16 protein-coding genes and 1 pseudogene are annotated in these 25,040 nt (G+C 39.5%); 11 read left to right on the forward strand and 6 right to left on the reverse strand.

What is annotated here, in order from left to right; all coding sequences use genetic code 11:
* Positions 1-434 precede the first annotated feature (434 nt).
* Genes ABJD64_RS25110 through ABJD64_RS25120 form a run of 3 tightly spaced genes read left to right on the forward strand, consistent with a single transcriptional unit; the run spans position 435 to position 2,066 of the window.
* Entirely contained in the window at positions 435-1,073 is a 639-nt protein-coding gene (locus tag ABJD64_RS25110; RefSeq protein WP_348208223.1) for a hypothetical protein, read from the forward strand.
* Positions 1,001-1,726: an Ig-like domain-containing protein gene (locus ABJD64_RS25115; RefSeq protein ID WP_348208224.1), complete on the forward strand. Its 726-nt coding sequence runs from the start codon at positions 1,001-1,003 to the stop codon at positions 1,724-1,726. The genes ABJD64_RS25110 and ABJD64_RS25115 overlap by 73 nt, the downstream gene beginning before the upstream one ends.
* A gap of 58 nt (positions 1,727-1,784) precedes the next feature.
* Complete coding sequence (locus tag ABJD64_RS25120; protein WP_348208225.1) at positions 1,785-2,066, forward strand: T9SS type A sorting domain-containing protein; 282 nt, start codon at positions 1,785-1,787, stop codon at positions 2,064-2,066.
* Between the two features lie 181 nt (positions 2,067-2,247).
* On the opposite strand, the gene ABJD64_RS25125 is transcribed toward ABJD64_RS25120, so the two are convergent.
* Together ABJD64_RS25125 and ABJD64_RS25130 are read right to left on the reverse strand one after the other, a co-directional pair.
* On the reverse strand, positions 2,248-3,081 hold the full coding sequence (locus ABJD64_RS25125) for an alpha/beta hydrolase (protein ID WP_348208226.1): 834 nt from the start codon (positions 3,079-3,081) through the stop codon (positions 2,248-2,250).
* Complete coding sequence (locus ABJD64_RS25130) at positions 3,078-4,484, reverse strand: sulfatase (RefSeq protein WP_348208227.1); 1,407 nt, start codon at positions 4,482-4,484, stop codon at positions 3,078-3,080. The genes ABJD64_RS25125 and ABJD64_RS25130 overlap by 4 nt, the downstream gene beginning before the upstream one ends.
* A 370-nt stretch (positions 4,485-4,854) precedes the next feature.
* Between ABJD64_RS25130 and ABJD64_RS25135 the strand changes: the two genes are divergently transcribed.
* Genes ABJD64_RS25135 through ABJD64_RS25145 form a run of 3 tightly spaced genes read left to right on the forward strand, consistent with a single transcriptional unit; the run spans position 4,855 to position 9,318 of the window.
* Positions 4,855-6,339, forward strand: a complete 1,485-nt coding sequence (locus tag ABJD64_RS25135) for a sulfatase (protein ID WP_348208228.1) — start codon at positions 4,855-4,857, stop codon at positions 6,337-6,339.
* 7 nt (positions 6,340-6,346) lie between these two features.
* Positions 6,347-7,798, forward strand: coding sequence for a sulfatase (locus ABJD64_RS25140; protein WP_348208229.1), 1,452 nt, complete (start codon positions 6,347-6,349; stop codon positions 7,796-7,798).
* Positions 7,799-7,851: 53 nt separating this feature from the next.
* Positions 7,852-9,318, forward strand: a complete 1,467-nt coding sequence (locus ABJD64_RS25145) for a sulfatase (RefSeq protein WP_348208230.1) — start codon at positions 7,852-7,854, stop codon at positions 9,316-9,318.
* 722 nt (positions 9,319-10,040) lie between these two features.
* Here ABJD64_RS25145 and ABJD64_RS25150 read toward each other — a convergent pair.
* Positions 10,041-15,623 carry a DNRLRE domain-containing protein gene (locus ABJD64_RS25150; protein WP_348208231.1) on the reverse strand — a complete coding sequence of 1,861 codons (5,583 nt, stop codon included), beginning with the start codon at positions 15,621-15,623 and terminating at the stop codon, positions 10,041-10,043.
* 347 nt (positions 15,624-15,970) lie between these two features.
* Between ABJD64_RS25150 and ABJD64_RS25155 the strand changes: the two genes are divergently transcribed.
* From ABJD64_RS25155 to ABJD64_RS25175, 5 genes are all read left to right on the forward strand, one after another.
* Positions 15,971-17,464 carry a sialate O-acetylesterase gene (locus tag ABJD64_RS25155; RefSeq protein ID WP_348208232.1) on the forward strand — a complete coding sequence of 498 codons (1,494 nt, stop codon included), beginning with the start codon at positions 15,971-15,973 and terminating at the stop codon, positions 17,462-17,464.
* Positions 17,461-18,006 (forward strand): hypothetical protein, encoded by a 546-nt coding sequence (locus tag ABJD64_RS25160; protein ID WP_348208233.1) that lies wholly within the window; start codon positions 17,461-17,463, stop codon positions 18,004-18,006. The genes ABJD64_RS25155 and ABJD64_RS25160 overlap by 4 nt, the downstream gene beginning before the upstream one ends.
* Before the next feature lie 97 nt (positions 18,007-18,103).
* On the forward strand, positions 18,104-19,129 hold the full coding sequence (locus ABJD64_RS25165; protein ID WP_348208234.1) for a peptidyl-alpha-hydroxyglycine alpha-amidating lyase family protein: 1,026 nt from the start codon (positions 18,104-18,106) through the stop codon (positions 19,127-19,129).
* Positions 19,130-19,140: 11 nt separating this feature from the next.
* On the forward strand, positions 19,141-20,328 hold the full coding sequence (locus ABJD64_RS25170; RefSeq protein WP_348208235.1) for a glycoside hydrolase family 88 protein: 1,188 nt from the start codon (positions 19,141-19,143) through the stop codon (positions 20,326-20,328).
* 14 nt (positions 20,329-20,342) lie between these two features.
* Positions 20,343-20,687, forward strand: coding sequence for a cupin domain-containing protein (locus tag ABJD64_RS25175; protein WP_348208236.1), 345 nt, complete (start codon positions 20,343-20,345; stop codon positions 20,685-20,687).
* Positions 20,688-20,878: 191 nt separating this feature from the next.
* On the opposite strand, the pseudogene ABJD64_RS25180 reads toward ABJD64_RS25175, so the two are convergent.
* From ABJD64_RS25180 to ABJD64_RS25190, 3 genes and pseudogenes are all read right to left on the reverse strand, one after another.
* A pseudogene (locus tag ABJD64_RS25180) lies at positions 20,879-20,974 on the reverse strand (DDE transposase); the annotation flags it as partial.
* A gap of 827 nt (positions 20,975-21,801) precedes the next feature.
* Positions 21,802-23,034, reverse strand: coding sequence for a T9SS type A sorting domain-containing protein (locus tag ABJD64_RS25185; protein ID WP_348208237.1), 1,233 nt, complete (start codon positions 23,032-23,034; stop codon positions 21,802-21,804).
* A gap of 54 nt (positions 23,035-23,088) precedes the next feature.
* Positions 23,089-25,038 carry a glycoside hydrolase family 97 protein gene (locus ABJD64_RS25190; protein ID WP_348208238.1) on the reverse strand — a complete coding sequence of 650 codons (1,950 nt, stop codon included), beginning with the start codon at positions 25,036-25,038 and terminating at the stop codon, positions 23,089-23,091.
* Between the last annotated feature and the right edge of the window lie 2 nt (positions 25,039-25,040).

Below are 25,040 nucleotides of genomic sequence, written 5' to 3' on the forward strand. Positions count from 1 at the left end.
TGTAGGAGATACAATTGTCGTCACACGTACGCCCAATCAATCCTGAATCAATGAACTTGGGATGGACGAAACCACACTGTGTGGCAGTGACACAGGTTGTAGCGGATGGGCCCCTTCATCCTATGAAATCTAATCATGAAAGGCTGATATCATGCATTGATGGGAACAAAACACCGTAAGCATTCCCATTGTGGACGTAGTGGAAGAAAAATATGGCGGTGGAAAAGTGGCAAGGGCGGCTGCTGCAAATAGAATTTCCAAAGTTAGGAATCGAGAATCTTAGAGCCGAATCGATATTCACAAGCTCCAATATTGAAAACCATGCCTAGAATGCTGTTGAAATTGTAAACGCAGAAAACTGCTGGGTACGGGAAGTTACGGGTCAATACCTTGCATTCGCTACAGTGGAAGTCTCGAACTCCAACTTTAATACTGTGGAGGATTGTGCTTTTATAAATCCGGTATCTCAGATTACTGGAGGCCGAAGGTACTCATTTTTAGTCAGTAAAGGGTTAGGGAATCTGTTTCAGCGAAACTATAGCAGCAATGGCCGACATGATTTTGCAACAGGATCAAGAATAACAGGACCAAATGCCTTTATTGACGGAGTAGCTGAAGAAGGAAACGCAGATATTGGCCCTTACCATCGCTGGGCCACAGGGCTATTGTTCGAAAACATAATTGCCAGCCAGATCAGAGTGAGGAATAGAGGTAGTGCGGGATCAGGGCATGGTTGGGCTGGTGCCCAAACCATGTTTTGGAATGTCGAAACCTACAAAGATGAAGTTCATGTTGAGAGTCCAGAAAGAGCTATTAACTGGGGTGTTGGCTGCTATGGACCAGAACTAAAAGATGACGAATACTGGGATAACTGGAGAAACCTCGTCCTGCCCAGAAGCTTGTACCTACAGCAACTCAAAGATCGATTGGGAAGTACCGTGTTGGATAATATTGCCTCGGACGATCAGAAAACGGGTAACATTCTTGACCGACTTACCCATTGGAAAGAAATCGGTTCCCTTGCCTTTTTTTGGGGGGTACAATCGGAACCTCTCCCACCATTCAGTTCCTAAACCCTAGTAGCACCATTGATGTCAATTCGTGGGAAGGGGAGAATATAGAAGTAACAGCAGTCGATGAAGATGGGACAATTGAGTCAGTCACACTTTTGACAAATGGAGAACCTTTCGGTCTGGATTCAGTAGCACCCTATATGTTTGAAAATATCAGGAATGAACTTTGGTTACTTAGTAATGATATACATGCAATTACTGCTTTAGCTACGGACAATGAGGGAAATACCAGGGCATCTAGGCTTAGGGTCATTAGCCATAAGCAAGAACCAATAAACCTGAACGACTATGAAGCACGTGAGCTCTGTAGTGCTCATGCCACATCGTTTCAGAACGAAGCAAGGCCGAGCAACACAATAGATGGCAATCTAGCAGACGAGTCTCGGTGGTCTTCTGAAGATTATGGTGCACAGCTAACCATAGCGGCTTGTGAGGCTAAGCATACTGATGCTATTGGCATCAAGTGGTATCGAGGTAACAAACGCCGAGCATTTTTCGACCTGGAGGTATCTCTCGATAGCAGCACCTGGAGAACTATTTATTCAGGGGCTTCTTCTGGCACTTCGGTGGCTCAGGAAGGTTTTTTAGTAGGTGGCGATTCGATCAAATACCTGCGCTATACAGGCTTTTCCAACTCAGACAGCAGGTGGTAACTCAGTAATAGAAGTTGACTTCCTGACAGAAAAGGATGTCGTTCTAGACACCATTTATATGGATACTTTAGATAATTCGGTGTTAAGCAGCAAGCATTTAATGAATCAGCTAGAATTCACTATTTTTCCGAACCCAGCAAATGAAAAAATAACTGTGCAATCGTCTTTTGAAGGTATTTCTAATCTCACTCTATATGATATGATGGGAAGAGTGAAAGCAATGGAGGTGAGCCATCAAGGATTCTTCGAAATAGTAACTCGTCAACTTAGTCCTAGTGTTTATCTTTTGAAGCTTTCAGTCGATTCCAATGAATTCACCCAAAGACTTCTGATAGAATAAAACATTCTAATCACTGATAACTTCTAGTTATTTGAATGATCAAACTCAATTTATCTTTGCTTGACTCTACTCTATTGTAAAATGATAGCAAAATAACCATTATAGTGTTTCTGCGGAAAGAAATGAAACTCAGAAAAGACATAATGGTCAAGCAAGAGGATTAACCATCAAGAAGTCACTACTACTCAATTTTGATTTTTGGATTCGTATCAAGATACCCTAATGATTGAAGAAATTCATCCGTGTCTAGAAGCGTTTCTTTGTACATATCAAAGTGATGGTAATTAAAGAAGCCATGCTTTTCACCCTCATAGATGTTGAGATCACACCTCAATCCCATTCGTTCCATTACCCGCTGATAGTATTCCGCAGTTTCAACTGGCACATGTCTATCATTGGTACCTACCATAAACAAAGTAGGTGGAGCCATTGAATTCAAATTATGAAGTGGAGAAAATTCCCTATAGTATTCCTGCACTCGCTCATATCCATATCCACCTGGTCCATTATCGATTACAGGATTAAAAAGTACCAAGGCATTTGGAATGCAGGATATTTTCAAGTCATCAGAAGGCTCATTGAAACCTTCAATTACTGCACATGCCGCCGCAAGATGCCCCCCAGCAGATCCTCCGCATGCAATGATCTTGTCTGGATCTATTCCCAGGTTTTCAGCGTTTGACCTAACATAACGAAGTGCCGACTTTGCATCTCTAAGAGAAGCAGCTGGAGATGTACCATGTTTTTTTCCTACTCGATAATCTACCAAAATAGTCACTAATCCTCGTTTAGAAAAGTATTCTGCATGGGGACGGAATTTATCGAAATTCCATCCTGACCAGCCACCACCAAAATAAAAGACCATTGCAGGTACCTTCTTCTCGCTTCTAATGGCTGGTTGGTAAATATCCATAATAAGTGAATCCGGACCTATAATTTTAAATACTGGCCGATCCTGCGCAAAAATTGCAGTGCTCACTACAAGTAGAAATAATGCTAGATAAATCCTCATCATTTGTATCGATTTATATGCCTCAAAAGACTTTCAGAAAGATCAGCAACAGTCGCATCATCCACTTCATGCACGACATTAACGTTTTCCGCCAAGTCATTGCTATGATCATAAAGCATCTTTCCTGTCAAGGTTCCTTCATTAGTATAATATTCAGTATATGCGAATCCCCCTTTGATTAGGGTTTCACCATCCCCATACCTGCAATAAACCTCTTTCTCCATATAGTTACTTTCATCCTTATCAAGCCATGGCAAAAGACTTTCGGCATGTAAGTTATCGGGTGCTTGGGCATCAAGTAAGTCAGCCAGTGTTGGGTAAAGCTCTACTAAACCAACCGGCAGTTGTGTCATCCCCTTCCTTTCATTTCCGGGAAATTTTACCATCAATGCTGTTCTCAGTGCATTTCGATAATTAGCGTGCTTACACCAAAGCGTATGCTCTCCTAAAAACCATCCATGATCCCCTACTAGTAGTATCAAGCTTTCATCATATATTCCTTCTTCTTTCAATGCCTTTATAAATTTTCCGACCTGGGCATCCATGTAGCTTGTGGCTGCATAGTATCCATGGATCAATTTTCTAACTACTGCTGAATCTAAAGGAATACTATCATTTGGAATATTGGTATAGGATCGTAGCTCATCAAACTGATGAAGTGACTCTTCAGGCGCATTTTGCGGAGTGAAATGATTTATTGGATAAGGAAGCTCAACAGGGTCATATAAGTCCCAATATTGCTTAGGTGCATTAAATGGTAGATGGGGTTTCCAAAAGCCTAAAGCTATGAATAGCGAAGAATCCATTTCAAGACTCTCTTTGAGCTTTGGTATGGCAACTAAAGGAATTTTTCCATCAAGATAAGCATCATCAGTGGTATCTGGTATTTCAAAGAAACCTGCTCTTCTGAGACCATTAGTATTATCTTCATCGATATTTTCTTGAAGGACATAGTCCTTATTTGACTTCTTGGGACCCCTGTAAGGAGGTTCTGACCAGACATGTTCACTATCTGTCAGCGTATGGAAAACTTTACCAAAAGAAAGTGTTCGATACCCATTTTGCTTTAAGAAAGCAGGAATGGTTGTTGCATCCGGAACTTCCTCTTCTGCATTCCCCAGGTACCCCATAAACCTTGTTCGATTGGGCATTAAGCCAGTAAGCATACTGGCTCGGGAAGCCCCACAAACAGGGATGTTGGCATAGGCTTTATTAAAAATAAGCGCATCTTCTCCCAATGCATCCAAATGGGGAGTTTGCACAATTTCATTCCCGTAAGCTCCGATCTCAGGCCTGAGATCATCCACATAAATCAGAAAAATGTGCGGTTTTTCTTCTACCGATTCTTTGGAGCATGAGAATGCTAAACTTGGAACAACCAGAAACACAAGTATTGATTTCATCATATATCTTTTCAGCTTAGTGGTCTTTTCAATGATTAAATGAGGGATAAAAAAGACCTATCATACATTTCTTATCCTAGCCACATAATTACATAATCTTACTTATTTAAAAGTCCAATAAGTGTGTCAAGAAGTACATGAATTAAGAAATGGGATAAGTTCAATAAAGACCATTCTTAATTATTACCGGTGAGTCCAAAAGTCTAAATCCTCGTGTAGTAAAGTATAAGTAACCTAGTGATACGCCACATTCACTTGTTTTTTGCCAGCATTTTGAATCAATTTATCGAAGGAACTCTAATTGACCACTCAACTATTAATAAACAATTTAGATCTTTAGTAAAATTAGATTTTCTAAGTAAATAACATTTCTATGAGAAGTAAAAGTCAATCTTCGTTATTAATAATATTAATCACGCTACTATTAGCTTGTAGTCCCGCTAGGCAAGAAGTGGCTCATAAAAAGCCAAATGTATTAATGATCATTATTGATGATTTAAGGCCAGAGTTGAACTGCTATGGCGCAAATCATATCAAATCACCTAACATAGATCGCCTGTCGTCTGAAGGGATACAATTCAACCAGGCTCATGTACAGCAGGCTATCTGTATGGCTTCACGCGCATCCATTTTGACCGGCGTTCGTCCTGAGAAGAGAGGTATTTACACGGGAGAATCTGTCACCAAGCTTCTTCCAGAGGTACTATCCATAAATAATTTCTTTAAGCAAGAAGGCTACAACATTGCAGCGGTAGGTAAAGTATATCATCATGGAGAGGATACGCAAAATCAATTTGGAAACGACTATATAGTGCCCACTTCATCATGGACAGGCAGAGGATATGTATCGCAAGAATCCATAGATAAAATCAAGCTTAATACGACTCACAATAGAGGGCCTGCATATGAAGCGGCTAATGTTCATGACACTTTGTACAAAGACGGTATAAACACACTTAATGCAATAAGGAAATTAGATGAATTTCAGCAAAGCGATCAACCATTTTTCATGGCTGTAGGACTCACTAAGCCTCATTTACCTTTTGTAGCACCTCAAAAGTACTGGGATATGTATCCACCCGAATCCATTGATTTAACTGATTTAAAAGAACGACCTAAAAATACGAGTGAACATACGATCCGATTTAATGGAGAACTCACCAACTACTACGGTATTCCAGCGAAATATACTGATATAGATGATAGTACCGCCTTGATTCTTCGGAGGGCCTATTACGCTTGTGTATCGTACGCAGACGCGCAGGTTGGCTTGTTAATGGACAAACTCGATCAGCTAGGCATTCGAGACGAAACCATTATTGTTCTATGGGGAGATCATGGATTTAAGCTTGGAGACTATGATAGTTGGTGCAAGTGGTCCAATATGTATTTAGATACACATATACCGCTTATCGTTAGCGCACCCAAGTTGAAAAGAGGAATAATCAATACCTCGCCTACTGAGGCCATCAATATTTACCCCACCTTGGCGGAGTTGGCCGGTCTGAAAAAGCCTAATCATCTTGAAGGAAACAGCTTGGCCCCCTACTTGAATAACCCTTCACTCCATCAAGAAGATACAATATTCACCATATGGCCTCATAACAGATGGAACTATGATAAAACCATCATGGGTTTTTCTGCCAAAACCACTCGATTTAACTACACTGAATGGGTAAAGTTAAGTACGGGTGAGGTCGTGGAAAGAGAGCTTTATGATCATGAAAATGACCATCAAGAAACCTTCAATGTGATCGGAGATATACAATACGCTGACGACATCCAACGAATGGCCTATCAAGTAGAAAAATTGAAGGCCAATACAGATCACGATCATGCTTTCAAAAACTTAAGATAGAGTCACTATGGTCAGATTGTTGTTCAAAATTTGGGGATTAGTCATATTGAATATCTGCTGTTCTCAGGCATGTGGAGCGCAGGAGAAGCCTAACATATTGATGATCATGATTGATGATCTAAACGATTATGTCGGCTGCATGAATGGGTCAGTATCAGCATATAGCCCAAACATCGATCGGCTAGCCCAAGATGGTATACTTTTTACCAATGCCCACAGCCAGGCTCCCCTTTGTGGTCCTTCACGTGCGAGCTTGATGACAGGACTTTATCCATCTACTTCAGGTAACTACTTGCAATTAAATGATGTAAATATTAAAAAAAGCTCCGAGGCGGTTTCGAAATCTATCTTCTTACCTGATTACCTGGAAAGCTATGGTTATAAGACCTTGGGGGTTGGTAAAATATTTCATAAAGGCGATCAAGCTTCAGTGTTCGATGAGTTTGGTGGGAAGTTTGATTGGTATGGGCCAAAACCAGCTCAAAGAATGAATTATGACCCAGCTACTATCCCTGGTAAAACTGGCAATACCTCCACTGACTGGGGTGCCTTCCCTCACTTCGATTCATTGATGACTGATCATAAAAGTGCCCAATGGGCGATTAAGAAACTTAAAGAAACTCATGAAAAACCATTCTTTTTGACAGTAGGATTTATCCGTCCGCATGTGCCACTAATGGTGCCCCAGAGATGGTTCGACTTGATAGATAGAGAACAAATCGAATTTCCTCCGTACCTGCCAAATGATTTTGATGATATCCCTGAAATGGGCAAAAAAGTATCCGAAGCTCCTATGATGCCAACAACTGAAGAGCTAATAAAATCTAATGAATGGAAAGATGTGCTTCACGCCTATCTAGCCAGCGTTGCATTTGTAGATGCACAAGTCGGAAAAGTACTAGACGCTTTACAAAACTCATCATATGCTGACAATACCATCATTGTATTGTTATCAGATCATGGGTATCATTTGGGTGAGAAAAACAGGTTTGCCAAACAGGCATTATGGGAAAGAGATACCAGAGTCCCAATGATCATAAAACCTCTAAAAGCCAATTTTGAATCTGGAATGAGGATCAACCAACCTGTACAACTTTTAGACATCTACCCTACCTCACTCGATTTATGCGGTTTACCTCCGAATGATCAATTAGAAGGTCATTCGGTAACTCCACTGTTTGCTGGACAAACCAAGTGGAATCATTGTTCTCTTTCAATCTATGGTGAGGGAAATATTGCAATCAGGAATAGGCAATATCGATTGATACAATATGAAGATGGATCCCAAGAACTCTATGATCTGATCAATGATCCCAATGAATGGAAAAACCTTACGAATTCACCTGAACATCAAAACTTAATTCGTGAACTAAAATCACATATACCCAAAGAATGGGCAAAGAATTCACTCTATTCTAAATATACGTTCAATGAATACTTCATTAATCGATACAAATAAAAAGAGTATGCATTTTTAGTTACTTGAGTTATTTAAATCAAAATAATATGAACATGAAAAAACTTGTAAAAAGGTTACTTATAATATTTATTGGAATTACAATGGTTGCCTGTAGGAGTTCACCTGATGCCAAAACAGAACGCCCGAATGTTTTACTCATACTTGTTGATGACTTTCGGCCCGCAATCGGAGCATATGGAGATTCTTTTGCCCACACCCCCGCTATGGATGCATTTGCGAAGGAAGCCATGCTATTTGAAAATGCTTACACCCAGCAGGCTGTTTGTGCCCCTTCTCGAAATACGCTACTGACAGGAATGAGACCAGATGGTCTTGGTATTTACGACCTGGGAACCTTTTTTCGAACCAACGCACCCAACCTTGTCACCTTACCACAAATTTTTAAAAACAATGGCTATGTGACGGCAGGAATGGGAAAGGTCTATCATACTGCTCATGGTAATAGTAACGACACATTGAGCTGGAGTATTCCGCATTGGACACCTGATTCAATTATGGCTCAAAGAAAGCCGATTAACAACGGTGATACTGTTAATTTACAATTAGATGCTGCTAGGATAAATGGCAATCGTATTCCCTGGTACCAATATCCATCAGACCTGGTTCATCCTGACATTCTGGTCACAGAAAATGCCCTTGACTGTATAGAAAAATACAAAGACCAACCCTTCTTTCTAACGGTTGGCCTTAGAAAGCCCCATTTACCATTTAATGCCCCAAAAAAGTACTGGGATATTTACGATGGCGAGTTGATCAAAATACCTGATACTTCAGGAATAAAAGATGTACCTGTATATGCTCCGTCAAGCTGGGGGGAATTGAGAAAATACCACAAAATGCCCAAATCAGGTCCTATGCCTGAAGAGCACACCAAACCCCTAATCCATGGCTACTACGCTTGTACGAGTATGATCGATGATCAAATTGGAAGATTGCTGAATGGCTTGAAAGAGCAAAAGCTTTACAACAACACCATTGTGATCATTTGGGGAGATCATGGTTACAAACTGGGAGAATACGGCGACTGGTGTAAGCATTCCAATTTTGAAATTGATACAAGAGTTCCACTCATGGTTAGAGTTCCGGGACTTTCCAATGGTGGGAGTCGAACAGAATCGATTGTAGAAACAGTTGACATTTATCCAACATTAGCAGAAGCTGCTGGGATTGTATTACCCGACCATCTTCAAGGAGATAGTTTCTTGCAAACAGTGAGCAATCCTACGATAGACTCACAAAATGTCGCCTTCAGTCAATACCGCCGAACATCAGATGGCAGAAGACTCATGGGAAGAAGCATGCGAACACGGGAATGGAGGTATACACGATGGGAAGATAGAGATACTGGAGAGCTCATTGATGAAGAACTTTATGATCACCGGGTGTCAAGAGAAGAAAAAGTCAACCTTAGTAACATGGAAGAATTTGCTGAAGTAAAAACCCAATTACGTAGTTACTACTTGGAAGCATATCCAGAAGCTCATTTAAATAGCTTGTAAAACCAACCTAACGTTGATCCTTCAACTTTCCACCTGATACGTGGGATGATAAACTTTAAGCGTTTTAGAATTCTGTCCCTCTTTTCCAAATTTTTTTCATTTATCAGGACATTACGTTTTGGATGAGAAAGTGACAATTCAAATATTCCCAATTTGGTTGAAGAAAATAGCGCATGAGTAGCTGAAAGAAGACTGTCTTCATATTATGTTCAAATACGATCCTTAAAAAGCGAGATATTTTATTTAATTACCATTTTTTTTATCTCGCCACAACCACGTTCATAGAAAGAAAAAAGAAGATACTACTCTTGTGCGATAAGGTGCCATCTCCATAGGCAGCAAGGTATAGATGGAGTAACTGAGTAGAGGGTAGTCTTTTTGATGCTAGCCATTTACCCGCTCATAGCTTCAGCACCGACAATTGAGAGGATGCGACAAAAGCTAGAGTGATATCTAACCTCACTGATAAATGAAGTATCTAAAATCTATTCACAGGGTTCATTTTGGTTTAGAGTTATGAAGGACCTAATTCGATGACCGCAGTGAAAGCTGAGAAGACAATTTCGGTTGAGATAGATGAATTGGAAATACCTTCACAGAAACTGAAACCAACATACATTGGCTTATAACATCATTTAAAAAATGGCAACTGCATTTAGCAGTTGCCATTTTATATCGCTAGCCAGCTATGGCTTAGATTTAATGAGTCCAACCCATCCGTTTTACTTGATTATCAATCGTTTTGTGAATGCACCTAGCTCATTATTTAACGATATGAGATAAATACCAGGCTCCACTCCTAGAGTTTCCACGGATATCTTGAAATAATTCTCGCCAACATCTACTGCTAATCGTTCTCTATAAACCTCCATTCCTGATAAGTTATGAATAAGAAGCTCTCCTTCACCGACTCTTTCCACTGCAAACTGGATCTGAATTTGTGCGGTAGCAGGGTTTGGATAGATCTTGAATGTCGAAATTTCTGCCACTTCTAAACCCATATCTTCATCTTCCTTAACCTCTGACTCCAATCTTGCACCAGGAGTGTCTAACACATATTCAAAATAAGGACGATTAATTGGATCAATGGCTTCAGATGAATGGTAACGCATGTAATTTCCGATTGTAGAATCTTTAATGACTATACTCAAAATGTTATCACCACTGATCGAAATCTCGCTGTTCGCTGAATCAGTCACGTCAAATTCTATCCAATCTCCAGCTTCTCCAACAGTAGAAGTTGATAAGACCGACCCACTATAACTGGGTTTATTGTTCCAGGTTATGGATTCTTCATTCCAGCTATCATCATCCAAATACCAAGCGGAATGTTTTATAGGAGGGGTAGCTAAAGTACTTATACCTTTTACTTTAAGACCTATTTTTGCAGATGAAAGATTCCATCCACTGATTCTACCAAGATCTACTTGAATATAAATTTCACGAGTACCGCTACTGCCATTTTGTGTTTTGACAACAAGATCATCTTTATTACTGATCCCATGCGATGTGTTTGAAGAGGTTCCGTTTTCCACATATGCATCTTCAATGATATTAATCTTCGTTGCAAGTGCATCATCTTGGGAATAAAAAACAAACTGAGGTTTAAATTCAGTATCTGTTTCCTTTGAGTAAAACCTTCCATATCCATTACTAGAAGTTGAAATATTTAGATTTAGCGTATCAGAATTGGATTCAAGCAAATCATAAACTTTGGAGGTAACATCAAATTCAATCCAATTCTTAATTGGGTCGTCCTCATCGTATACCAAGGTATAACTTGACAAGGTATTACCGCTAGTACTATCTTTATTATTCCAGTTTATTTCTTCTTCCTTCCAACTACTATCATCAACGAGTTTAGCATTATATGTCATATTAATGTCAGTCTGATCTATTACATTAAAACGAACCTTTGCTGAAGTAACTACCTGATTCTTAAAGGGCTCCAAATCATACATAACGTAAGTCTCACGTTTGAACTCGCCTCGCTTTTCTGCATAAAGTGATGGGTTAGTACCATAATTACCATCCGGGTTATTTTCATTAACATGTGCATCATGCAAGATATCTGTATTAGACTCTTCTTCTATTATAGCTATTGTTATATTGATAGAATTAAAGTTAGACGGGCTCGAGGCATCACTTGCTGTCAATATGAGTTCATAGATATTATCTAAATCTTCATCAAGCGGGTCGTCGTAATCAGGTATATCTTTAAAAGAAAGCAAGCCTGCGTCACTATCTATAGTGAAGTCATCCGCATCATGGCCAGATAGCGTGTAAGCAATATTCGCATCTGACTCCCCATTTCCTCTTTTAGCAACAAAATCGGCAACAAACAGATCACTACCAGATCGCATAATAAATGTACTATCCAAGTCTGAATATGTTATTGAAGTATCTAATACATATTGAAACTGTGGTCTGTCGGCAGCATCAAAAGCCTCAAATGAATGATATCGCATGAATGTAGCGTCAGAAATTGAGCTATCACCTTCAGCTATCATTATGCTCAATGTTTTATCCCCTACAGCCGCGAGCTCTGCATTTGCTTGATTAGTTACATCAAATTCTATCCATGAATCTTCTACTACTTCTCGTGTATCCAGTAACAATGAGTCAGTATCAGAAGGCTTATTGTTCCAGGTTACGGAATATTCGTTCCAATCGTCATTTGGCACCAGCCAAGCTTCATGTCTAATAATATCACTAGAGTCCATGCTTCCAATTGCCTTTACTTTTAACCTCACCTTTGCATCAATCAAAGAGTCACCAGATAGATCAGTTAAGTCAACTTTCAAAAAGGCTTGTCTTGTACCTGAAGTCGGAGATTGAGTTTTTACAATGAAATTGTCAAAATAACCATTACCACTATCTGGAAAACCTACATCGACATAGGTATCTTCAATAATAGGAATTGTTTTGTTTTGACTCTCTGATACATTAATTGTTAGGTCAGTAGAAGCATACTGTCCGGTAAAATTCTCAGTGGCGATAATTGTTAATTGATATTCATTATTCAAGTTACTATCTAATGGGTGTGCATACTCTGGAGAATAAAGAAAACTCAATTCACCCGTTGAAGAATCAATGCTGAAATCATCTGAATCCGCACCTTCAATTGCATATGTAAGGTCAGAATCAGGCTGACCTGATATCGTCTCTGCATTGGTATCAAACAATACATCAGAAAATCCCTCTTCTATAGTAATAGTCGTATCAGAATTAGTAATTACAGTAGAACCCACCAATGAATACACCAAAATAGGTCTCAAGCTTTCATCTGAGTATTCAGAAGAATGGTAATAGGACAAAAAACTATCTCCTGAGTCACTTTCTTCAATATGCAAGCTCAATGTGTCATTACCACTATTAATTTCGGTTTGCACTTCATTTGTAATTTCATATACTACCCAACCTATTTCTGAGAATGTAGCCGTAGCTATCTGAGTGCCTTCAATAGGCCTTCCCAACCATGTAACGCTATCCTCAATCCAACTGTCGTTGCTAACTAAACTCAAGTTGTGTGTGACAGAGTCACCTTCTTCAATATTTGAAATTCGCCTGATGAACATTCTAATTTCAGCAGACTGGATGGAATCTTCTTTGAGCTTAGATAAATCCAATTGCAAAAAACTGACCCTGGAACCAGATCTGACTACTAAATCCTGATCTTGGCCATAATTTTCATTTTCTGAACTCCCACTTCGGACATATGCGTCTTTCGTGATTGATATATTGTTCGTCGTATCTTCTAATATCTTTATCTCAAGTGCCAAAGATCCTGTTAGTGGTGTTGAAGAACTATCTGTTGCCTCAATATTGACCTCATAGACATTATTCATGTCAATATCAGAAGGGTTGCTATAATCAGTTATGCCTGTAAATGTTAGTTGACCAGCTATACTAATGGCGAATTCATCTGCATCACTTCCAGAAAGAGAATATGTTATCCCTTCATCTGGAAACTCTAATCCTCCGGTTGCCTCTGCATCAAAAAGGACTCCCAAAGAATGCGTTCCGTCCAATCGTTCAATCAAGGTATCTGAGTTATTAAAATAGAGGGCTTCTTCGATCTCATAAACGAATTCTGGTCTTTCATTTACATTACTTGAATTAGAGGAGTGGTAGCTCGTGAAAATACTTTGTGAAGAATTTTCAGAAATATTGAGACTCAAAATCCTATCGCCATCAATTTCATCATTTGCCCAGTCAGTGACATCAAACTCTATCCAGTCACCTTCTTCCGGAACTACAGCTGAGACACTCGATGTAGTATCAATATCAGGACGAGAAATCCAGGTAATTCCCGAGGTTCCATCTCCTACTTCCCATGCATCATTAGCAACCAAACGAGCTATGTGAGTAGTTGAATCATTATATCTACGAATTTTGAATCTAACCTTACCTGAAGAAAGGCTCATTCCAGAAAGGCTACTTAAATCTATCTTGAAGTACGACTCTCTTTTGCTCTGAATAGCACTTCCAGTCTTTACTATTAATCGATCTTCATTTCCATAGTTGGTATTATTCTGACCACCGCTAGCTGTATTTTCGACATAAGTATCTTCGGTAATCGGAATCGTTCCGTCTTCGCGTGCATATTCGTCTAAATCACCTTCACCTGCCCAAAGAATCAACTCGTCATAGATGGTGCCATTTCTTTGCGATTGAGTTGTGACAGCATTGACAGCTTCAGAGCCAAGTCTATCTTCTAACTGCTTCAGATATAAACTTCGTGGTGTAACTGGTTGATCATCAGATATAGTTATGAATACTTCATCTCCATCATCAGTAAAATTAGGGCTTTTACAGCCGATTGCCAGATTAATGCCACCTGGAGGGCTTTCGACAATAATATCTGAAATATCATCTCCTCCATATTTATTGATCACTCCATTCCAGAAAATATGTGAATTACCAGACCAACCATGCCCAGAACCAAGAAACCCCCTTTGCCTTACCCGCATTCTGGCCCCTTGCACATTATCATATAATATACCGGTAGACCATCGCTGATGTGGCCCAATATCAGAGTAAGCGTTGGAAGCATAACAATCTAAAAAGACATTAGGGCCAGCAACTCGAGATTGTGTTACATAATCATGTCTTCCGTCTCGGGTATATAACCTTTGAAATAAATTTCCCAACCCGTCATGAATTACAAACGAGTACCTTCTACTACCTGTAATAATGGATTTATGGTCTAACATGGCGCAATCTTCAATCGTATTAAAATCCGATTCTCTGTCTATGTTGACCAGGCCTAAACCAAAGTATCTACCGGTCACCTTTCGCACCCAAGAATCTGTCGTCCTTTCAAATAGGATGGCAGACCAGCCATGGTTTTCATCCTCTTCTCCGGCATAATAGGATTCAATTCGCATGTTTTCAACACCTACATTTTTGATTCTTCCCGGGACTGTGGCCTTGAATATCTCCCCACCACCATAATTATCCTCTATTACGTCGACTAAAGGTATGTCGATGGTGATAGAGTTACTTTGTTCATCTACATTTTTAATGATCCTCAAATGTTTAATATCATAGGATTCAGGTTTCCACATTTCACAACGATCTCGACTGGCCAAAGCACATAACTCAACTCCCACTTCTAAGTCATCTATCCATTCTTGGTTCGGTGTTCGGGTTATTGAAATAGTGTCGCCAATCTCAAAACTGGTAGCATCATCAATGGTAAATGTAGTGTCTCCTATGCCTACATAAGAGCTCGTTATTCTTTGTACGTTGGGATTACCAAGGTCAACATTGTCAATACCAGCATAGGATAAGTCCCCTCTAACTTGAATGAAATCATGCTTTTCCCGTTTGCTGGCAATAAGAACTGTACCTCCCACTCCCTGGCCTTCTCCCCGTAGCACAATACCGCTTTCTTCAATGGTTAAGGACTCACTTACCACATAACGACCCTTTTTTAATAGGATCATTCCTCTAAAACCAATTGAATCAGGAGTAAGTGCTTCTACGGAATCTATAGCCTTCTGAATATTGATCCAATCATCTCCACCACTAGGCGATAAAGTGGCTTTAGGGGTTACTTCTGAAAAATCAGGCAAAGCAACTCCCCCTCCTTTATATCCTGCGAATGAATAATTCGGGAGTGTATTCCATAAACTGTCTTGTCCAGTTACTGCAAATTTTTCATAATTCAGCTTACCATTCTCATAAACTGTGAGATAATCTTGTAGTTCTTGAGCCTGACCAATCAGCCCAATAAAAAAGGCGAATGTTAGGAACAACAACGTCTTAATTCTTTCTAAATACGATTGATTTGATTTCATGTTCTTAGGGGTTTATGATATTGTTAAGAAGCGTGTTTTATTTAATGCTCTTTATTGAATTTCCTAAATAAATCATTTCTTGAAATAATAAAATCTAAAATAAGTTGATAAACGTCTATAGTAGTTAGAAATCAACTTTCAATAGCTCGTCTAACCTTAGCTTCTCTAGAATAGACTTCCGCCCCCCTTTTCCAAACTTTTTTCATTTATCAAGACACTAGGTTTACGTCGAGAAAGTAACAATGTCAAATAGTCCCAATTTGGTTGAAGAATATGTTAAATCAAAGTACAAAAAAGCGTATCCGATTCATTGACACAACCATCGGCTTACTCCAAATATCATTTCAATGAGCACTTTAAAAACAAACAGAATTAGCCCAGTAAAATGGATTTTTGTTGGGCTGCTATTTGTATGTACGGGAGTAGAAGCTCAAATTAAATTGCCTAAGGTTTTGAGTTCAAATATGGTACTGCAGAGAAGTGCACAGGTAAACCTTTGGGGTTGGTCAAATAAAAATGAAAAGGTAACTATAACTGGTTCCTGGCTAGACGAATCTGTAAGAACCAAAGCTGACAAATCAGGAAAATGGATCGTTTCTATTCCAACAACAGATAGCAAAGACCCACAATCTATAAGAATATCAGACTCTTCATCAGAGATTGCACTCTCAAATGTGGTGTTCGGGGAAGTCTGGCTATGCTCGGGACAGTCTAACATGGAAAGGACGTTAAAAGGAACTAGAGGAGAGCCAATTCTACATTCATCTCAGACCATCGCCCATTCAACAAACCCCAATCTAAGACTTTTTACTATTGAGCGGAATTATGCTCAAACTCCGGAGGATGACCTAGGGGCTGTGCAAAGTTGGTCTGAAGCAAACCCTAGCACGGTTGCTGATTTTAGTGCTGTTGCCTATCATTTTGGCAGCCAATTACAGGAAATTCTAGGTGTACCGGTAGGTCTTATTTACTCCTCCTGGGGTGGTAGTGACATTGTTGCATGGATGGGTGAAGACGAATTAAGAAATCACTTCTCTTTCGATCTTAATGATTATGAAATAAAAGAGGATTGGGATGCCAGGAAGGTACCGACAGTCCTTTTCAATAGCATGATCTATCCTATCAAACACTTCTCAATCAAAGGAGCTATCTGGTATCAAGGTGAATCAAACAGAAATAATCCAGCTGCCTATCGCAAACTACTGCCTGCGATGGTTGCAAATTGGCGTTCGTTGTGGAAGCAAGGAGACTTCCCATTCTATTACGTGCAGATTGCTCCATTCGACTACCGCAAAACAGATGCTTACAAAGCTCCTGATAATTCCGCCTTTTTAAGAGAGGCCCAATTTCTTGCACTGAAAGAGATTCCAAATTCCGGGATAGCTATTACTATGGATATTGGTAAGGAGGACAATATTCACCCACCCTTTAAAAAAGAAGTTGGAGATCGATTGCTCTATCAAGCGTTGAATAAAACGTACGACTTCAAAGCAGTAGATGCTGATGGACCGACCTACAAGTCAATGGAAATCAAACAAGATTCTCTTATCTTGTCCTTTGACCATGCGGAAAATGGCATGTACGCTCCTAGTGAGCTTGCAAACTTTGAGATCGCAGGCTCAGATCGCATTTTTTATCCTGCAACTGCCAAGTTTATTGAGAGAAAAAGTAAAATAATCCTCAAGAGTGATCAGGTTCCAAATCCCAAAGCTGGAAGGTATGGGTGGAACAACTGGGTACAGGGTAGCCTGTTTGATTCCAGTCTTTTACCAGCTTCTAGCTTCAGAACTGACGACTGGGAAGACGCAACGAAAGCCCTTTTAAACAAAGAGGCGGAATGATGAACATACGAAACTTGATAGGAATTGCAGTAGGATTGTTTTTAGCCGGGTGTCAAACACCAACAGAACTGTCTGTGATGAAAAATGGTAACATAATAACGATAGCTGGTAATTTACCTAACGATATTACTAATCTCGAAATACAATTCTACAGCGATCGGAATAATACAATTTCGCACTATTTAGAAATAGCAGATAAGAATCCTGAAAAAGACCAGCTTATTGATGCCCATCAGGCACTAGATTGGGACATCTATTATCCTATTGTGGATGTGAAGCTCAAACCTTCGATGCAGGCTTATGTATCTTTCGAAGAGCCCATTGATTCGACTTATTCCATTAACGGGATGTTTCATCAACAGTTATTTAAATTAAAAAATGGCACTGCCCTTTGGAGTCTGCTATTTTACAAGCTATATAGCTTCACAAATGAAGCACATCATCTGGAAACGGCCAGAAAGGCACTGCTTTGGTGTCTTAACAATCAATATGATGGAGAAGATTTGCACGCGCATGGTGGACTTGTCGGGGTTTCTCAGTAATCAGGAGTCATCTATCGCAAATGGTTTCCGTTGGCATGTACGTACACATCAGGCTTCTTTGGAATGGCCGTATTTGAAGAACTAAAAATACAAGAAAATGAAAATTAGATTATTGTTATTTCTGGTCATCTTATTACCCCTTTTTACAAGATCTCAGTCTTATCCAAATCCCTATCGTGAGGTGGGTCCTTGGTTACAACTACCTGATGGAAGAGCTCCTGGTGCAGGTGGAGATGTAGATATTGACCCCTCAGGAGAGTTTATTTGGGCCATTGTTAGATGTGATAGAACAGGGAGAACAGGAAGAGAATGTCTCAATTCCGATTTAGATCCAGTCCTTAAAATCGACCAAGAAGGCAAGGTAGTGCAGAGCTTTGGTGGAGGTATGTTTATCTGGCCTCATGGAATAGAGGTCGATCCCGCTGGAAACGTCTGGGTAACGGATGCTGTGAAAGATAAGAACATTCCTGAAGGTGATATCAGAGGACATCAGATCATAAAATTTAGTGCCGAAGGCAAAGTACTTATGAGATTAGGTACACCGGGAGAAGCTGGTGACAAAGAGAATCAACTCAATTCCCCATCTGATTTAGTGGTGGATAAGGAAGGGTTCATTTATGTGATAGATGGACACTCTAGTGACTCCAATCCAAGAGTAAAAAAGTTCAACAAGAACGGAGAGTTTGTTAAGCAATGGAGCCAGCGTGGTTATGGGCCAGGCCAATTACAAAATGCCCATTCAATTGCTATCAACTCCAAAGGGAAATTATTTGTGGCTGATCGCGGTAACAACCGGATTGAAATCTTTGATAAGGAAGGCAGCTTCCTTTCAACCTGGACTCAGTTTGGAAAACCCAGCGGCATATTTATTGATGAAAATGATATCATCTATGTGGCAGACTCTGAGTCTGATTACAAGCAAAATCCTGGATGGGAACTCGGTATTCGTATCGGAGATTCAGAAAGTGGATGGGTACATTATTTTGTTCCTTTATCCGATGGCGATCCCAGAAAAACACATACCCAAGGAGCGGAATTTGTGGCTGTAGACAAGTATGGCAATATGTACGGTGGAGAGCCTCGACCTATGAAATTGAAAAAATATGTTAGAGTTAGAAAATAATAATTAGGAATATGAAAAGAGTAATAATAATCGCACTCTGCATATCATTGACGGGATGTAGCAATTTGCAAAAAGAGACTTCATCTGAAGACCCAATAACTGAAAATTTCGAATTTGCCAGCAAGCAAACGACCCTTATGTTGGAAGGGATTGGGGATACCCCAAGAAATCCAAGAAATACAGAAGAGGATGGAAGTCTCCGATTAGTCAAATCCCGTGACTGGACGAGCGGTTTCTTTCCTGGAAATCTTTGGTTTCTCTATGAGTATACAGGCGATGAAAAATGGAAACTAGCTGCTGAAAAATTCACTATAAATGTAGAAGATCAGCAATGGAATGGGAAAACCCATGACATGGGATTTAAGATGTATTGCAGTTATGGAAACGGATATCGTTTGACCAATAACCCTGAATACAAAGGCATACTGATACAAAGTGCGAAAACATTGATCACACGCTTCAATCCTACGGTGGGAGCCCTTAGATCATGGGATCATAATGCTGACAAGTGGCAATTTCCTGTAATCATCGATAACATGATGAATCTTGAGCTATTATTTTGGGCAACTAAAACAACTGGTGATTCTGCCTTCTGCGATATTGCTCTTTCGCATGCAGAGACTACTCTGAAGAATCATTTTAGAAAAGATAATAGCTCTTATCATGTGATCAATTACGACACGCTCACAGGAGAAGTATTAGACAGACATACACATCAAGGTTATGCACATGAATCAGCATGGGCACGCGGGCAAGCTTGGGGTTTATACGGATATACCATGACTTTCAGAGAGACAGGAGATCAAAGGTTTCTTGATCAAGCGATCAAAATTGCAGATTTTATCCTTTCACATCCTAAACTACCAGATGATCTAGTCCCATATTGGGACTTTGATGCACCAAACATTCCCAATGAACCTCGAGATGCCTCGGCAGCTGCAGTTATTGCATCAGGTCTTTATGAGTTGAGTGAGTACGCATCCAGCAGCAGTAGCGAGAAATACCTGAATGCAGCAAATTCTATTTTGGAAAGTCTCTCCTCCCCTACTTATCGAGCAGGTTTGGGAACCAATAACAACTTCCTACTTATACATAGTACAGGAAACTGGCCTAAGGATAGCGAAATAGACGTACCAATAGTTTATGCTGATTATTATTGGTTGGAGGCCAGTTTGAGGAAAATGAAGTACGACAGTTAAAAGACGCAAATGACATGTCCGTATTAAAATTCGATGAAACCCCTGCCGAAAAAGTAAGAGAAGGACTAGAACGAAAAATTATCTTCACTGGGGAGCTAATGACAGTAGTGATTGATTTTACAGATGGCCCCTGGGCCGAAGCTGAGCTACCTCACTCCCACCCACATGTTCAGACCTCTTATGTTGCTTCAGGGGAAATTATCTTTTATTGCGAAGGGGAAAAAGATCAACATTTAAAAGCCGGGGACATTATTGCGGTTCCTTCAGGTAAAAAACACATCATAAAACTGCTCACTACTCAGGCGAGATTAGTAGATAGTTTTAACCCACTCCGTGAGGATTTCTTCTACTCATTATAATACTCTAGAGCAAGAGTCACTTTATTATAATTTAAATATTAATTGGCCTTGTCTAGCTTGCTTTGCTAATTGCCATATGGAAGAAGCTTGATAAATATACCACTAGGACTGCATTCTTAATATTATCCACCTGCATACCTTCATAAAGGTAAGAAAAACGGATCAACCAATAAAGTTGTGGGGAGATTGTACTAAGCATAGATTTTAGAGAGTCGATATAGAAAGAAGCTGACATTTCTAACGCCTCTAAATTGGGCTCTGAGTGCTTTGATCTTTGCATTGCCTGATCCCAGAATACTTGACCTATACCTTGACCTAAAAATAAAAAACCTCTTAAATAGTTATTTAAGAGGTTTTTTAGTGTGTTTAAGTAGTCCGTAGGGAACTACTCTCAATACTGATAATCAGATACTTATATAAAAACTATAAAACTTTTAGTAAAACAATTTATAGTCTGACTGATTGAGAGGAAGGTGTAAACCTACACATAGCTTTTATTAAAAAAACCTGATTTTATATATTAAACCTGTTCTTGAATAGAATTACCTAATCCCAACAATCTTTAGTTTCACAGAGAATCTGTTTCAAATACATGTTCTTGATTTTAAGACACAAAAGCGTGTTGTTTAGGGTCACATAGGTTAAGCGGTCATCAGCTACCTCTTAATCAGATACTCCATACAATATGATCAAAACCCTGTACTCTAATAGTCCTATTGCAAATCAATCATGTAGCAAACGCTGTAATTCATCATTTACTTAAAGTTGTAACAAGAAAACTGAAGGATATTTCATTAATTGCCCTTAGCAAAAACCCTTCACTCTTTTATGGCTCCTTAGCCAAGTTCAGTAATGTAGTTGACTAATTGGATGATGGTCAAGCAACAAAATCTTGTTAAATCAAGAACTGGTTTTAGAGGATTCAAGAGAAGTAGGATTTCCTATAACCTCAGCATAGACTTATTGATTGGGCTTAGATACTTCAAACATATTACAACAATCATATTTGTGTCAACCGCTCGCTGTAAAAGCCTTCTGAAATCAATCAGAAGGTTCATGTATAAATATAATGGCAGGAAGTTGCTTTGTGAATACCCCTATCTTACATATCAATCTATTTCTTAACTATTCTAAACACTTCGGCTTCATTCAAAGAATAAGACACGTTTACCAGATACACTCCAGAAGTCAAATCACTAATATCTAATTTGGTGCTTGTTGAATGAATTTCAGGAGAAAGAAGCACTCTTTGTCCTTTAATATTATAAACCTCAACCTTCTGAATACTTTTTGCTCCGTTTACACTCATCTCAGACCAAACCGGATTGGGGTAAACGATCAAATTGGACTGTGTTGCTACATTCGACAAAACACTGGCTTCATAAGTGAATGCTATAGTGTATGTGTTTTTAGTTTCACCATCCTGAGCAGTTACATCCAAAGTTGTGCTGCCCGGTAAGCCTGTGGCATCATTGACAACTACGCTGGCATTTGCGTCTGTCTTCGTATATGTAACAGTTGGCACTGTTTCTACATCTGTGGCCAAAACTATTTGATAGTCAAATGTCTCAGAAGAAAATCCAGCTATCTGTTCTCCATTTATTGATATTTCAGATAAGGTAGCAACACTGCTCAATTCTGTTCCAGGAATTAGCCCTGCTGGTAGAGGACTGGCTTCAGGAGAATATGCCCCACTATCATATGCAATAAAGTCAATAAGAGATGAACAGGTGGTATTGTTTCCATCACCAAACCGAATAAATTTACTTCCTGTCGTTCTTGTGGTGGTAGCCGTCAATACTGGGGTAGTTTCTTCGTTCATATAAAGATTAACTTCTCCAGATTCACCGCTTGTAGCATCTAAGCTGATTCTAAAAACATTCCATTCATTGGGGGACCAAACCCCTGACAGATCAACCTCCTCTCCAGATCTCTGTAGTTTAAGAATGCTGTCGGCCCCAATTAATAATTGTTCTCTGATGCCATTAATATGCATATCCACCTCAATCAGCCTATCTGCTTCAAGGTTGTTTTGTTTGATACGAAAAACCATGGTATAACCAAGTGGAAGTGGCTCTGGAAAGTTGTCTGTTTTGTACCAAAGCTGATCACTCCCAGTCATGGTATTAAATTCCAGTAATTTATTTCCACTGATATCAACGTCATCAATTACCGTAATCGATCCAGCATCAGAGGTTCTTATCCAGACAGGGTCTGAATCTTCAGGTAGGGCATCTGAAGAATAAACCGTCCATCCATCTTGTGCAAATGAAGGCAAATGCAAAACAAACAAGATCAGAAGCCCAAGGCATCTAAGTAGTTCTTTACTCGCGTAGAAATTTTTCATGATTGAATTAGTTTAATTATGAATTTTACAGTTATTTATTTCAGGATTTAAAAGTCATGGATGAACTTTTTTGATCACGGCTACCCAGCCACCTCCAGATACCATTTTTATTACCACTTTGGAGCCTTCTGAGACACTTTGCGTAAAATGGCTGAAATCCATAGCCACTTTGGAGGCATTGATTCCGTCTTCCATAACCTCCATACGGTAGTTTCCATCATTCAAAAAAGACAGATCAACTTTTAGATTTCTAGGATCATTATTTGTTATTGCTCCGATATACCAATCCTCTCCACTCCTCCTGGCAGTTACGATATATTCACCCACCTTGGCATCCAGAACTTTTGTATCATCCCAGACAGTTTTCATCTGGCTTATAAACCTAGTTGTTTCATCTTCCGCATAGTATCTGGTAGGGCTATCAGCAAGCATCTGCAGAGGCGCATCATATATCACGTACAAAGCCAGTTGGTGACATCTTGTACCCTTGCTCATAGGGTTGTGATAGCTTTTTTTAAAATCATCCTCATGGACATTTATCAGAGCTCCTGGCGTATAGTCGAGTGGACCGGAAAGCATTCGTGTAAAACAAACCTGAACCTCATGATTTGGATCAATCAGCCCATTGAGTTTATAACTTTCCAGTCCCTTAACGCCCTCATAATTAAGTATATTGGGGTATGCGACGTGTAGGCCGGAAGGCTTAAATGCTCCATGATAGTCGACAAAAAGCTGTCTCTTAGCGCACTCTCGAGCTACGCGCTCGTAGAAATTGACCATATACTGATCTGCTCGAGTCATAAAATCGACTTTCACACCAGCCACACCCCATTCCTGAAACCTGTCAAGAATTATCGACATATCTTCATCCAAAGGTCCCCAAAGTGTCCAAAGTATAAGTCGGACACCTTTTTGGTTTCCATATGCAACAAGCTCTTCTATATTTATTTCAGGGTTTGGTTCTAACACATTTGTAGTGGTTTTCGACCACCCTTCATCCAGCATCACATAAGGGATATCATACTCCGATGCAAAATCTATGAAGTACTTGTAAGTATTATTGTTAAGCCCTGATTTGAAACCTACTTTGTAAATGTTGTTGTCATTCCACCAGTCCCAAGCCACCAGACCAGGTTTTATCCATGAGGTTTCTGCTAGCTTATTCTTACGAGAAAGTAGATATACCATTTGATTTTCAACAAGTTCGGCATCATGCTCACTAATCATGAATACCCTCCAGGGAAAACTTCGATTGCCTGAAGTCTTGGCGATATATTCACCCTCTTTGAGAATTTCAATCGCTCGATCTCCATTTTTTTCAGATTCAAGAATGACCCGAGGGAATTTAGAAATGAGCCTTTTGTTACCGGTGGATTCTAGAAAAAGACACGGATAGTCAAATAAATCGGCTTCAGTAATACCGATTTTCACATTATTCTCTGCATTGATCAATGCGGGAAGGGAACAAAAACGACCAGAATTCAGATGCGTCAAGGGCTGATCGATATAGAGTCGCTCATAGTGAGATTGTAATGATTCCTCCTCAGGGAAAAGCACATTATTATCATCATTGAAATGGAGGTTAATTATTTCATCGTCTATCAAAATATCACCTTTTATGGCAGTTTTGAAACGGTAGGCAACACCATTGTCAAAAACTCTAAAAACAACTGAATATCCATCTTTGAAATTCAAGTCCAATTGATTATAGTTATTTCGGATGGTCGATGATTTTACGGGAACGATAGGATTTTCTACCTGATCTACTGAAGACCTATTGACTGATCTCAACTGCGCATGGTGCCCTAGCCATTTGCCATCTACTTTTAGGGCTAATTCACTCCAATCTAATATTTGAGTTTCTCCTACTCCAGCACGCCATACTATTTTCTTTTCTATATCCACCTCCACTACTACTCTACCATTGGGCGAGCTAATAGATAAAGCATCTGCATACAGTCTGCCACACATTAATATCCCTACTAAAAGGATGAAAAATTTCATAA

The sequence above is a fragment of the Reichenbachiella sp. genome, assembly GCF_039944555.1.
In the GTDB taxonomy this organism is placed as follows: Bacteria; Bacteroidota; Bacteroidia; order Cytophagales; family Cyclobacteriaceae; genus Reichenbachiella.

Bases quoted from the DNA above. Each gene is read 5' to 3' on its own strand.
- ABJD64_RS25120 (WP_348208225.1), top strand. From the start codon at position 1,785: ATGGATACTTTAGATAATTCGGTGTTAAGCAGCAAGCATTTAATGAAT.
- ABJD64_RS25125 (WP_348208226.1), bottom strand. From the start codon at position 3,081: ATGATGAGGATTTATCTAGCATTATTTCTACTTGTAGTGAGCACTGCA.
- ABJD64_RS25130 (WP_348208227.1), bottom strand. From the start codon at position 4,484: ATGATGAAATCAATACTTGTGTTTCTGGTTGTTCCAAGTTTAGCATTC.
- ABJD64_RS25135 (WP_348208228.1), top strand. From the start codon at position 4,855: ATGAGAAGTAAAAGTCAATCTTCGTTATTAATAATATTAATCACGCTA.
- ABJD64_RS25140 (WP_348208229.1), top strand. From the start codon at position 6,347: ATGGTCAGATTGTTGTTCAAAATTTGGGGATTAGTCATATTGAATATC.
- ABJD64_RS25145 (WP_348208230.1), top strand. From the start codon at position 7,852: ATGAAAAAACTTGTAAAAAGGTTACTTATAATATTTATTGGAATTACA.
- ABJD64_RS25150 (WP_348208231.1), bottom strand. From the start codon at position 15,623: ATGAAATCAAATCAATCGTATTTAGAAAGAATTAAGACGTTGTTGTTC.
- ABJD64_RS25155 (WP_348208232.1), top strand. From the start codon at position 15,971: ATGAGCACTTTAAAAACAAACAGAATTAGCCCAGTAAAATGGATTTTT.
- ABJD64_RS25160 (WP_348208233.1), top strand. From the start codon at position 17,461: ATGATGAACATACGAAACTTGATAGGAATTGCAGTAGGATTGTTTTTA.
- ABJD64_RS25165 (WP_348208234.1), top strand. From the start codon at position 18,104: ATGAAAATTAGATTATTGTTATTTCTGGTCATCTTATTACCCCTTTTT.
- ABJD64_RS25170 (WP_348208235.1), top strand. From the start codon at position 19,141: ATGAAAAGAGTAATAATAATCGCACTCTGCATATCATTGACGGGATGT.
- ABJD64_RS25175 (WP_348208236.1), top strand. From the start codon at position 20,343: ATGTCCGTATTAAAATTCGATGAAACCCCTGCCGAAAAAGTAAGAGAA.
- ABJD64_RS25185 (WP_348208237.1), bottom strand. From the start codon at position 23,034: ATGAAAAATTTCTACGCGAGTAAAGAACTACTTAGATGCCTTGGGCTT.
- ABJD64_RS25190 (WP_348208238.1), bottom strand. From the start codon at position 25,038: ATGAAATTTTTCATCCTTTTAGTAGGGATATTAATGTGTGGCAGACTG.